Raw genomic sequence first — 11,664 nt, 5'->3', positions numbered from 1 at the left:
TATTTAACTGGTGCTAAATTAAATTTATAGTGCTAATTTTACAACTTTTTGTGACTGTATATCAAAATATATTTTATAATTACCACTAGTAGTAATAATTATCACTAGTTTAAATAATCTGAATAAAAAATTATTCTGTGAATAAACAATATCTTGAAAAATTTACCCTTCACTGTTCTCAATCATTATGTGGTGGATTGTGATGATGAAACAACATTCCTTAAATGAAAAAATTAATCAATCATCTCCGTTTTCAATTATGGTTACTGGTGTAACTGGTTTTATTGGATCTAGATTATTGTCTATTCTTTCATCCAATGGTTACACTGTTACAGGATTAAGTAGAAAAAAATTGAATGATGAAGGTAATGTCAAATATGTACAAGCTGATGTTTTTGATAAAGAACAATTAACAAAATCTATGCATGGAATTGAAGTTGCGTACTACTTGCTTCATTCTATGGAGGGAAGTAAAAGTGAATGGCAAAAATTTGCAAGCCGTGAAAAAGTTCAAGCTCAGAATTTTCTTGAAGCCGCAACAAAATCTGGCGTAAAAAGAATAATCTATTTGGGAGGACTAGTCAATGACAGTCTTGAATTATCTCCTCATATGAAAAGTCGTAAAGATGTAGGTGACATACTTCGCTCAGGTTCTATTCCTGTAACTGAATTTCGTGCCTCATTAATTATTGGTGCACAAGGTGGCTCATATGCTATGTTACGTTATCTTGTAGAGCGATTACCTGTGATGATTTGTCCATCTTGGGTTAAATCATTGGCTCAACCTATTGCAGTCGATGATGTAGTTTTCTATTTAGCTGAATGTCTTTCAAAGTCTGAAACTATGGGTCAAATTTTTGAAATTGGGGGTCCTGATAAGATCACCTATGAGGAATTAATGAGAATATATTCTGCTTATTTGAATAGAAATCTGTTTGTTATACAAATTCCTTTTTTAACTACTCGACTCTCCTCTTATTGGGTGGACCTTATTACTCCAGTTAAGGCCTCCCTTGCAAGACCTCTAATCGATAGTCTTGTGCATGATACCATTGTCACTGACGATAAAATTATAAAAATCATCCCAATTAAATTGAAATCCGTGCGTGAATCAATTGATATCGCTACCAATGAAATGAATTCATCCCCACCGATATCTAAAGTAAAAGAAGAAAAAACTGGTTTCAAAATTAATCAAAAGTTAATTCAGATCTCATTATTGGCTTTGGCTTTTATTGGAACTTCTTATTATTGGTTAGATGATAGATCTGATGTTTATCAACCTCTTTGGTTGTTAGGTTCTTTTCTTTGGTATGGAATCATAATTTCATCTCTGATTCTGATACGAAATAATGCCCGTTTGGGTTATTTTTTGGCGGGAATATTGTCTTGGGTTACTTTGGTATTTTGGCTATCTGATAATTTTTATGTTGTATTTCAAACTTCATTGATTGCATCAGAACCTAATGAATTGATGACGTTTAGAAATTTTATTGGAATCTTTGTTGTCTCGTTAACTGTTTTGTCGTCTCATAATTTATTTCATAAGGTTATCGATTATCAGTATAAAGGAAAACCTATCTGATATTTTTTTATTCGCTCTTTTCTAAAATAGCAAATAAATTTTCTAGATTTGAATTTGAGTATAATAGAAAATAGGTTTGCATTGCAAGATATGTGTTGTTGAATCTATAGATTATTTGATTGATTTCCGATAAAATTTCACCGATTGATATTTTTTCATCGTTGTATTGTTTTAGTAATTCTAAAAATCTTTCTTTTTCTAATTGAGTAAAATCATTAAAAAAGGTTCCAAAAACATGCAAAATTACATTACTATGTGTCTTAATTGTAGGTTTAGATTCTAGTGCTATTTTGAGGTGTTTTTCATATTCTTTTAATATTTCTGAAAATTCAATTTTTTTATTACTTGCAACAATATTCCCTAGAATTTTTAATTCACTTTGATTGTGAGCCATAAGCATGTGTTTATTCATGGCTTGAAATGATACTAGATCTTTAATTTGATTTGATTCTTTCACCTTTGTAAAACGCTCAAAAATATATTTTTTGATATCTTTTTCAGTTAATTCTTGTTCTGAAATATGCCTATTCTTTTGTTTTTTATTCACTTTTCATGTTACTTCTAATTTGCATATAAGCAACAATCTGGTTTTTTCACTTTACCACTATGTTTTAGATAATTGAAAAATTAGCACTAGATTATTGTATTAACACTAGGTTAAATATGGTGAGTGAAAAAAATCAATATGAAAACAATAATCGCCGCAATTTCGACAATTGCTCTACTTTTAGTAGTTACCTCATCTGTATCGTCTGCTTATGCAGAGGTTCCAGGTTGGGTAAAAAACAATGCTGGATGGTGGGCTGATGGAGCTATCTCTGAATCTGAATTTATTTCAGGTATTGAATTTTTGATAACTGATGGAATCATTGTAGTGCCTCCAACAACTGTCTCATCTGAAACATCTAATGGTGTTCCAGATTGGGTAAAAAACAATGCTGGATGGTGGGCTGATGGAACTATCACTGATGGTGAATTTGTAAATGGAATTCAACACTTGATAAAATCTGGTCTTATTTCAGTTTCTGTAAATTCTGTACCAGTTCAGGTTGCACCAGTTGAATCAAATAATGATTTAAAGTTAGCTGCACTAGAAGCGGAGTTAGAGAAATGCTCAGAAATTCTCAAAGCATACAAAAGAATTGATTGTGAAAAACCTATTGATAAAGCAATTATGCTTTACAAATACAAAACAAATGCCGAGCACTTTGATCTAGGACCAATAACATATCATTGGTTTGGTGTAGGCTCTGAAGGTAATGGATTTGAAATCACTTCTTCAGGACAAGCAATATTGTCAATTCGTATGCTTGCAGAAAATACTATCTCAGAAATAGCTGCAATACATTGCACTAGTCCTGCAATATGTGCATATGATATCTGGGATGGTTCAAAAGCATTCAAGTATTCTGGAATGGACTTTACCAGTGGTGAGATAGTATTGAATCCTGGTGATTCACGAGAATTCAATATCCTCTTTGGACCTAACATTGGATACGGTGGAACTGAGTTCAAATATGATCCTTCAAAAAGTTACACCTTCAGAATCAATGAAAACTTTGGAAGTGCAAACATTCCTTTGAAACTGGAGTAATCCTCCTTTTTCACTATTTTTTCTAAATTTTAGGTTGATATTCAATCTATATTATTTCTTAAACAAAATCCATATTCGGGTTCCTACAAAAACCCCTACTGCCAAAACAATCAAAATTGGTACTATGAATTCACCTTCATTCATGATGTTTTGTATCTTTTAATGATATTTAGAAATTATTTCTTATGTGACAATTTCATCCAAGCGGTCTTCTTCTTGTGCTCGCTTAATCTCCATGGCAATCCTTCTTCCAACCCCAAATGTTTGACCGTATTGATATTTTGTATATGGGCTAGTTGTTGCAACAATTGGATTTCCTGGGACTCTTAATGATACATCATAAACAATTAATTCTAAATCTTTTGTGATTACACTCTGCAATGAAAATGGTCCAATTATTCCTGGTGCATATTCTTTCTTTACTGCTGCTACAAATTTGTCTCCCATTTTTAGTACTTTTTCAAGTAGTGATTCTCTAATGCTTGCAGGAGTGTGTCCTACTTCGATATTTTGTAAATCGATATCCATTTCTAATTGTTCTTTTGCTGGAAGTGCATTGTAATCATGAATGTTAGTTTGCAATCTTCTCTCAATTCCAATAAAATCAACCTGATTTGAAATTGGAGTGTGGAAGAAATTAAAATTCATGTATGTCCCAATTGCCAATTCTTCAATGCTTGCTTTTTCAAGATCTTTCCTGGCAATTACTCCTTGCTTTATTTTGTCTTCAGATTTTGTCACATAATCTTTGTATGATGAAACTGTAAAGAATGCTCTTTCTAGTGGTCTCTTTTTTTCTTGAACTTTAACAATACATGGTTTGTTAATTCGTTTAGGATCTTTGAATAGTTTAGGATATTTTATTCTGGCTTTTTCTAATAGATAGTATTGTCCTTTTTTTGCAGTCCTTTCTTCTGCTTGGAATAATTTCCTATTTCCAAAAATTGGAACTTTGAATGAATTTTCAATGGTTTTGTATCCCAAGTAAACTGTAAGGGATCTATGTGGAACTATGATTGTACTGGAATCTCTTAGTTCTTTTTGATATTTGGCAGATGCCATATCTTTGAATTTATCTAAAACGGTTATCTCATCTGCAATACGCCCAAATCTTTGGTATGGCCCTTCCCTGCCTTTTTGACAAAAGACTCTGGTTTGAAAATCCTCATCTTTTGCACCATCCATTATTTCCAGTGCTGAGTGACTTCCAAGAACACCAATTTTCACATCAGAGTAATCATTAACAATTTTTTTAATTTCAGAACTTTTAATCACATTGTGCCTGCATGTTGGTATCTAATATAGCTAATTTTTGATTATTCAGATCGGTTGATCAATAGACTTTTTTCAACTGATGGTTGATGGACATTATGCTGTATAATTTTGAACTCCAAATACTGGGGGTTCTACTTCTTCCTGTGATGCTTGCTGCTGGTATCTTTATGTGGTTTAAACGAAGAAAAGCAAATCAAGAGTTATCTGATTCAGAAAATCTAGATTCTGCAAATATCTAGTGTTAATTTTTCCTTTCTATCTAATACATAAAATACTATAACCTCCGATAATAATCATTGAAACTTGTAATTGGAATTACTGGGAGTACTGGTGTAATTTATGGAATTAGAATGCTTGAGACCCTCAAAAAATTAAACATTGAAACTCACTTGATAATTTCTGAATGGGGCGAAAAATGCATCTCCATGGAAACTGAATTTACTCCTGAACATGTAAAATCACTTGCAACAAATGTATCTGATGAAAAAAATATGGCATCAAGTGTTTCTAGTGGCACTCATAGAATTGATGGAATGATTGTTGCCCCTTGTAGCATGAAAACATTAGCTGCAATTGCAAATGGTTATGATGATACTTTAGTTGCAAGAGCAGCTGGTGTTACAATTAAAGAATCTAGGAAATTAATTTTAATGGTGAGAGAAACACCTCTTTCTGCAATTCATTTAGAAAATATGTTAAAACTTGCTAGATTGGGCATTGTTATTTTACCACCTGTAACTGAATTTTATACAAAACCCAAAACCATTGATGACATAGTGAATCATGGTGTCGGTAAATGTTTGGACCAATTTGACATAGAGCACAATTTATACCCTCGATGGGGCACCCTCTAAACTACCATTGCCCAAATTCTCTTTAGAAAAAATTGTTAACAGCAATCGAGAAAATGTATTTGAAATTTTCTCAAATTTTGAAAATTACCAAAGAATAATTCCACAACATTATCCATCAGTTCGTGTTCGTTCTATGCGCGGCGATGTGTCTGTAGTTGAGGAGCATTTGATTTTGGGTACTATGGAATTGTTAATTATGGCAAAACATGTTTCTCAAAAACCAATTTTACATGAAATGATAATTATTGGCGGCGATGCAAAGGGAAGTAAAATTAAACAAGAATTTATCGAACTTGAAAATGGAACCAAAGTTCTAGTGGATGTTGATTTAAAATTTAAAGGAAAAATGAAGTTTTCAGTCATGTTTGGAAAAAATAATTTCAAACAAGATTATGGTGATGTATTAGATGATTTTGTAAAATTAGCTGAAAACTAGTCTGTTTTTACTTCTTTGTCGTTGGAACTTTTGTTAATTTCTTCTTTGAATTCTTTAAGATCTTTGTCTGCCTCGATTTTCCCTTTCTCAAACTCTCCTTTGGCTTTACCAAAAGTTTTTGCAAGTTCTGGAATCTTTTTTGCACCAAAAATCAATACTCCGATAACTACTACCAATACAATGATCTCGGTGGTTCCTAGCATTTACAAAATATTTGCTCATTTCAGATTTAAGTGTTAGACTTTTTTCGCTCTCTACGCTCGATTATGATCATGCCTGCTGCATACAATCCGATCATTGGACCTGCAACAAACATCATTGTTACTCCTGTACCATCCGGAGTAATTACTGCTCCAAAGATCACTATGGCAACTATTGCATATCTAATATTCTTTCTCCAAAAATCAGCATCGACCATCCCTGATGCAGATATTGCATACATTACAAGTGGAAGCTGAAATGAAAAACCAAATGCTAACAAAAATTGTAATACGAATGTTACAAACTCCATTACATTAAGAAAAGTAATTAATCCTGCCCCTTCTCCATATCTATACAAAAAATCTAACATGTATGGGATGACAAAATTATAAGAAAATACACAACCTGCAATGAATAACCCTAATGCGGGCAATGAAATGTTTCTACTAACATTGATTTCGTTTTCTTTTAATGCTGGTTTGATGAATCCTACTAATTCTTTTATTATAATTGGCATACTTAGAACAACTCCGACTAGTGCTGCAACATACATTTGTGCAAAGAAAGCTTGTCCTGGTGCAGTTTGAATTAAATCTACATTTTCTGGTACTAGATTAATTCTCATGTGATTTGTAATTTGTGCTGCAATATTGTGAGTTGGTTCTGGAATTGGATAATACAAAGTGAATTGACTAAATTGAAATGGTTCTGCATGAAACATTAGTAAAAATGCACTAATTCCACCTACAACTAATACAATTCGAACTAGACGTTTTCTTAATTCTTCAAGATGTTGATTAATGCCATCCAATTCTGACATTTGTTTTCTTTAATTCTAAAGTATAATAGTTATGTAGGAATTGGCAATAGTTTTGCTTCTGGAAGTCCTGCCTCTTTGAGTGCTTCAGCAGTAATGCCTCCAAATTCTAATGATATTACTGCCTTTACATTGAATTTTGCTTCCATCTCTTTTGCTAAATTTGAAATATCTGTTGCAGAATAGATTTCATCAGATCCTTTTAGAATAATCCTGTCTCCTTTCTCCATCTCTTTACCATTGTATTTTCCTTGAAGGAATTTAGTAATTTCTGGGAGTTCTTTTCTGTCTATGTTGTTGTAAAAATAGCAAATTCCTTTTACTGATTCATAATCATATGCAGTTCCATTTCTATACATGAAAACTCCTATAAAATGAGCCTCATCTTCTGGTTCTCTGATACATTTGATTTCCCAGTTTAGCAAATTCTTTTCATCATATGCATAACCGCCTAATTCATCAGATGTAATTTTCCAGTATCTCATTCGACCTTTTGCCATTATGAAATATTGTAAATTATTCTGATATAAATTCCATCTCTATGTGACTGGGTAATTTTCTGTCTTCTTTTATAGTAAATTCTCATAATTTCACGGTGTCAGATCCACAAAACCCATTATTTCCAGTAGAAATTGATGATTATCCAAAACTCTTTGATTATGTATTAACTGCAGAGGGTCTGATCTATTTTCAAACTTTGAAAAGAAAATATGTTCTTGGAAAAGAATTGGTTCTAGATGAATACAATAAACTTCGATTGTTGTATGTGTATTATGCTACGGCTAATCGAAATCCAAAAGAAGTTTTTGCATGGCAAGACATTTGCATAACTCTAGACGATAGAGGAATTTTTGAAAAGGACATATATCAATCAAAAGAAGATTTAAAAAATAGTTTATTGATAATTGAAAATCCTCATTATCAATCAGGTCTTTACAGAATCTATACAGAACATGTAAAGGAAAAAATGAATTCCAAGTAACCGGATTCAGGCTGGCAATATCTTAACAACACAAGTCCACAAACCCGGGTTACCTGTGGGTATATTTCAAAATAAGTATAAAAGCACAAAATTAGGAAGATAGATTAACCACGATTTTATTTTTCAATTTGTAAATGTCAACATTCCAAGTTCATGTAACTATAGAAAATAAACCTGGAATAAGTGATCCTGAAGGTGAAACTATTCTCAATGATTTAGTTCTAAAAGGAACCCACAAAACAGTTTCAAAAATCAAAACAGCAAAGATGTTGAAATTTACAATCCAAGAAAATGACAAAAAAACTGCACAGTCAAAAGTGCAGGAAATTTGTGATGATTTGAGAATTTATAATCCAATGGTAAGCATTGTTACAATTGATGTTTTTGAAGGTTAATTCTATTCTAAATTATGTTATCTACTGTGGCGGTAATCAAAAGTTTACTTCTGAGAACTTCTGATAGATTTGTCTGAGTTATGACTCCTACCAATTTTTCATCTTCAAGCACAATTAAACACTTGATGTTGTTGTTTAACATCTTTTGAATTACCTGTTCAACTTCTGTTTCAGGATTAACCCATTTGAATTTTTTAGACATTATCTTTTTTATCTGAATTTGTGATGACTTGACATCTTCTGCTGCAACCTTTCTGACGATATCTCCTTCTGAAACAATTCCTTCCGGTTTGCCATCTTTTAATATCACCAGAAAACTGATCTCTTTTTCTTTTAGAATTTTTGATGCATCAAGTGCATTTTTGGTGTAATCTATTGTGATTACATTTTTTTCCATAATGTCTCGCACTTGAGTCATGGCGATCAACTAATTTCTATACATAAGAGTCTACTATGACTAGATTCAAATTAAATATCTCTGAATGTTTGAAGAATTGTGAAAGTTGGAGTTGTAGTTTTTCCAGGTAGTAATTGTGATCGTGATATGTTCCATGTATTGACTGATGTGTTCCATCTTGATGCAGAATATTTTTGGCATGAAAAAGGATTACCCGAAAATATTGATGCAGTAATCCTTCCGGGAGGATTTTCTTATGGTGATAGATTGAGAGCCGGTGTAATTGCAGCTCACAGTCCAATTATCAAAGATGTGAAAAAAATGGCTGAAAAAGGAATTCCTATTTTAGGTGTATGTAATGGATTTCAAATTCTTGTAGAATCTGGATTACTTCCAGGTGTATTGCTCAAAAATGAATCTCTCAATTTTATGTGTGAATGGACCAATCTGATTGTAGAAAACAACAAAACACCATTTACAAATAAATTTGAACTAAACCAGAGAATTCCAATTCCTATAGCTAATGGAGAAGGGAGATACTATGTTGATGATGATACTATGAAAGAATTAAAGAAAAAAAACCAAATTGTTTTTAGATATTCTGAGGTGGTAAATGGCTCTTCAGATAGAATTGCAGGCGTGTGTAATGAGGATGGCAATGTGGTTGGAATGATGCCTCATCCCGAAAGAGCAGTTGAATCTGACATTAACCCTATTGATAACAAACCTTCTTCTCTAATCTTTGAATCTCTATTGACAAAAATGGGTGTTGCTAAATGAGTTTAGAAGAGCGAGAACTAGCTGAATTAAAATCCAAAATTGGCAGAGATCCTACCTCTACTGAACTACAAATCGTAGCTGCTGAGTGGTCTGAACATTGTTCATACAAGTCATCAAAACGACATTTGAAAATGTTGCCGATGGATGGGCCACTTGTAATTAATGAGAAAGGATATGATTCTGGAGTTTTAGATGTCGGTGATGGATATGTAGTAACTGCTCACATTGAAAGTCACAATCATCCATCTGCTGTTGAACCGTATGGTGGTGCTGCCACTGGAGTTGGTGGAGTGATTAGAGATATTTTATCTGCTGGTACTAGACCTATTGCAATTTTTGATGGATTGAGATTTGGCGATATTGAAAAAGATTTGCAAGCTAGATGGTTATTCAAAAATGCTGTTACTGGTATTGCTGATTATGGAAATTGTTTAGGTATTCCAACTATTGGAGGAGAGGTAGAGTTTGATGAATGCTATGAAAACTATGCAATGGTTGATGTTGCTGCATTAGGTTTTGGTAAAAAAGAAAATTTGATCAAAAACCATGTGGAGAAAGACGACATTGTTGTATTGATGGGGGGCTCTACTGGTAGGGATGGTATTGGAGGTTCTCAATTTGCATCTGATTCTTTGGAATCTGAAGACCGTTCTGCTGTCCAGATTCCTGACCCCTTTATTGAGAAATTAATCATAGAAGCAGTTTTACAGGCACGAAATGAGGGATTAATTCATGCCATGAAAGATCTTGGCGGTGGCGGTTTATCTTGTGCAGTTTCTGAAACTGCTGATGCTATGGAGATTGGAATTGAAATGGATGTAGATAAAGTTCACACTAGAGAATCTGACATGAATGCTGATGAAATCATGGTTTCAGAATCCCAGGAAAGAATGCTAATTGTTACAAGTAAAACAAAATTTAAAAAATTAGAAGAAATTTGCAATAAATTTCGTATCGGTTGTTCTGTTATCGGTCATGTAAAATTTGATAACAATGTGCATATCAAAAAAGGTGAAAAAACTGTTGCCAATTTACCTGCTGATTTTGTAGCTAATGCAACACTACTTGATTTACCATCAAAAGAACCCACTTACTTGAAAACTATTGAAATTGAAAAGGCATTCAATCCTATCTCTGATTACTCTAAACTTATGATGACATTACTTGCATCACCAAACATTGCAAGTAAGATTTGGGTTTACGGACAATATGATCATGAAGTTGGAATTCGAACTGTAGTAAAACCTGGAACTGATGCATCTGTGTTAAGATTGGATAATGGAAAATATCTTTCTGCAAAAATTGACGGTAATCCAAAACAATGCTACATCAATCCTCGAGAAGGAGCAATTGGTTGCTTTGAGGAAGCATGTAGAAATGTTGTATGTACTGGAGCAAGACCTATTGGAATGCTTGATCATCTTCAATTTGGTAATCCTAATGATCCTGAAATTTTCTGGACTTTCTTAGAATCTCTAAAGGGTTTGACTGATTTTGCAAAATCCTTTGAAATTCCATGTGTTGGAGGCAAAGTTAGTCTGTATAACGAGACTCCTAAAGGCTCAATCAAGCCAACTCCAGTCATTGGGGTAATTGGACTAATTGACAAGAAACCATCGGTTCCTCAAAAAATCGTAAATGGTGACTGCCTTATCCTTATTGGTGATACTAAAGATGAGCTTGGTGGGTCTGAATACTTTGAATATGTTCACAAATTCATTGGCGGGAAATGTCCTGTAGTAAACTTTGAGGATTCAAAAAAACATATGAAATCTGTTCTTGACATTATTGATAAAAATCTCATCAAATCTGCCCATGATTGTTCTAAAGGTGGACTTGCAATTGCAGTCTCTGAAATTTGTATGACTAATCAAATTGGTTGTGTTACCTCGTTGGATAAAGTCCGAGGTGAAAAGCTAGATGTTGATAGAATCTTGTTTTCTGAAAGCCACTCTAGATATCTATTGTCCTTTGATAAGAAAAACCTCTCAGAAATTGAGGACGTTCTCAAAAAGAATAATGTTTCATTCAAACAAATAGGTGAATTTGGTGGCGAGAAAATTCAATTTACTAATGATTCCAAATTAATAATTGATCTTGATTTGAAAAAGACTCATGAAATCTGGCTACATGCACTTCCAAATTTAGTACTTCACGGCAAAAAATTCTCTGATGATAATGTCTGAGAAAAAGAAAAAGTCTGAGAGAAAACAGAAAGGACAAAAGGCATCTGAACAAAATCAACGAATTCAAAAATACAAGAGTGAACAACAAAAAAAGAAAAAAGGAAAAAAACCTAAAAAATATTAAAATCTGACAGAAAATTTTTCTAATCTTTGTTAAATTGA

16 protein-coding genes are annotated in these 11,664 nt (G+C 32.9%); 10 read left to right on the top strand and 6 right to left on the bottom strand.

All coding sequences use genetic code 11. The features are described 5' to 3' along the window. Positions 1–205 precede the first annotated feature (205 nt). Positions 206–1,585 carry an NAD-dependent epimerase/dehydratase family protein gene (locus tag ACW9W4_RS07165; RefSeq protein WP_457761785.1) on the top strand — a complete coding sequence of 460 codons (1,380 nt, stop codon included), beginning with the start codon at positions 206–208 and terminating at the stop codon, positions 1,583–1,585. A gap of 7 nt (positions 1,586–1,592) precedes the next feature. On the opposite strand, the gene ACW9W4_RS07160 is transcribed toward ACW9W4_RS07165, so the two are convergent. Beyond that, a complete protein-coding gene (locus ACW9W4_RS07160; protein WP_457761784.1) occupies positions 1,593–2,132 on the bottom strand; it encodes a DUF1722 domain-containing protein in 540 nt (179 codons plus the stop codon). Positions 2,133–2,270: 138 nt separating this feature from the next. Here ACW9W4_RS07160 and ACW9W4_RS07155 point away from each other — a divergent pair, with 138 nt between their 5' ends. Beyond that, on the top strand, positions 2,271–3,179 hold the full coding sequence (locus ACW9W4_RS07155) for a peptidase (RefSeq protein ID WP_457761783.1): 909 nt from the start codon (positions 2,271–2,273) through the stop codon (positions 3,177–3,179). Between the two features lie 183 nt (positions 3,180–3,362). Here ACW9W4_RS07155 and ACW9W4_RS07150 read toward each other — a convergent pair whose 3' ends face one another. Next, entirely contained in the window at positions 3,363–4,454 is a 1,092-nt protein-coding gene (locus ACW9W4_RS07150; RefSeq protein ID WP_457761782.1) for a DUF1297 domain-containing protein, read from the bottom strand. 95 nt (positions 4,455–4,549) lie between these two features. Between ACW9W4_RS07150 and ACW9W4_RS07145 the strand changes: the two genes are divergently transcribed. From ACW9W4_RS07145 to ACW9W4_RS07135, 3 genes are read left to right on the top strand one after another with little or no spacing between them, the layout of a single operon-like run. Next, the gene (locus ACW9W4_RS07145; protein WP_457761781.1) at positions 4,550–4,693 is read left to right on the top strand and encodes a hypothetical protein; all 144 of its coding nucleotides are present in this window, start codon (positions 4,550–4,552) and stop codon (positions 4,691–4,693) included. A gap of 57 nt (positions 4,694–4,750) precedes the next feature. After that, positions 4,751–5,308, top strand: a complete 558-nt coding sequence (locus tag ACW9W4_RS07140; RefSeq protein WP_457761780.1) for a UbiX family flavin prenyltransferase — start codon at positions 4,751–4,753, stop codon at positions 5,306–5,308. Positions 5,309–5,315: 7 nt separating this feature from the next. Then, positions 5,316–5,744, top strand: a complete 429-nt coding sequence (locus ACW9W4_RS07135; protein WP_457761779.1) for an SRPBCC family protein — start codon at positions 5,316–5,318, stop codon at positions 5,742–5,744. On the opposite strand, the gene ACW9W4_RS07130 is transcribed toward ACW9W4_RS07135, so the two are convergent. From ACW9W4_RS07130 to ACW9W4_RS07120, 3 genes are read right to left on the bottom strand one after another with little or no spacing between them, the layout of a single operon-like run. Continuing rightward, on the bottom strand, positions 5,741–5,947 hold the full coding sequence (locus ACW9W4_RS07130; protein ID WP_457761778.1) for a Sec-independent protein translocase subunit TatA/TatB: 207 nt from the start codon (positions 5,945–5,947) through the stop codon (positions 5,741–5,743). The two genes, ACW9W4_RS07135 and ACW9W4_RS07130, sit on opposite strands and share 4 nt — an antisense overlap. Before the next feature lie 26 nt (positions 5,948–5,973). Next, positions 5,974–6,765, bottom strand: coding sequence for a twin-arginine translocase subunit TatC (gene tatC, locus ACW9W4_RS07125; protein WP_457761777.1), 792 nt, complete (start codon positions 6,763–6,765; stop codon positions 5,974–5,976). A gap of 29 nt (positions 6,766–6,794) precedes the next feature. Next, positions 6,795–7,262: a hypothetical protein gene (locus tag ACW9W4_RS07120; protein ID WP_457761776.1), complete on the bottom strand. Its 468-nt coding sequence runs from the start codon at positions 7,260–7,262 to the stop codon at positions 6,795–6,797. A gap of 95 nt (positions 7,263–7,357) precedes the next feature. Between ACW9W4_RS07120 and ACW9W4_RS07115 the strand changes: the two genes are divergently transcribed. Next, a complete protein-coding gene (locus ACW9W4_RS07115) occupies positions 7,358–7,744 on the top strand; it encodes a hypothetical protein (protein ID WP_457761775.1) in 387 nt (128 codons plus the stop codon). Positions 7,745–7,878: 134 nt separating this feature from the next. Beyond that, complete coding sequence (purS, locus tag ACW9W4_RS07110) at positions 7,879–8,139, top strand: phosphoribosylformylglycinamidine synthase subunit PurS (RefSeq protein ID WP_457761774.1); 261 nt, start codon at positions 7,879–7,881, stop codon at positions 8,137–8,139. Positions 8,140–8,146: 7 nt separating this feature from the next. On the opposite strand, the gene ACW9W4_RS07105 is transcribed toward purS, so the two are convergent. Then, positions 8,147–8,557, bottom strand: a complete 411-nt coding sequence (locus tag ACW9W4_RS07105) for a CBS domain-containing protein (RefSeq protein ID WP_457761773.1) — start codon at positions 8,555–8,557, stop codon at positions 8,147–8,149. 78 nt (positions 8,558–8,635) lie between these two features. On the opposite strand from ACW9W4_RS07105, the gene purQ reads away from it, so the two are divergent. The 3 genes from purQ to ACW9W4_RS07090 are packed head-to-tail and all read left to right on the top strand — an operon-like array spanning position 8,636 to position 11,626. After that, the gene (purQ, locus tag ACW9W4_RS07100) at positions 8,636–9,316 is read left to right on the top strand and encodes a phosphoribosylformylglycinamidine synthase subunit PurQ (protein ID WP_457761772.1); all 681 of its coding nucleotides are present in this window, start codon (positions 8,636–8,638) and stop codon (positions 9,314–9,316) included. Continuing rightward, complete coding sequence (gene purL / locus ACW9W4_RS07095) at positions 9,313–11,502, top strand: phosphoribosylformylglycinamidine synthase subunit PurL (protein ID WP_457761771.1); 2,190 nt, start codon at positions 9,313–9,315, stop codon at positions 11,500–11,502. Before purQ ends, purL begins: the two co-directional genes overlap by 4 nt. Beyond that, positions 11,495–11,626, top strand: a complete 132-nt coding sequence (locus tag ACW9W4_RS07090; RefSeq protein ID WP_457761770.1) for a hypothetical protein — start codon at positions 11,495–11,497, stop codon at positions 11,624–11,626. Before purL ends, ACW9W4_RS07090 begins: the two co-directional genes overlap by 8 nt. Positions 11,627–11,664: the final 38 nt, after the last annotated feature.

This window comes from Candidatus Nitrosopumilus sp. bin_7KS, from assembly GCF_054095835.1.
Note: the sequence above shows the minus strand (reverse complement) of the source record. Positions and strands in the feature narration are given on the sequence as shown.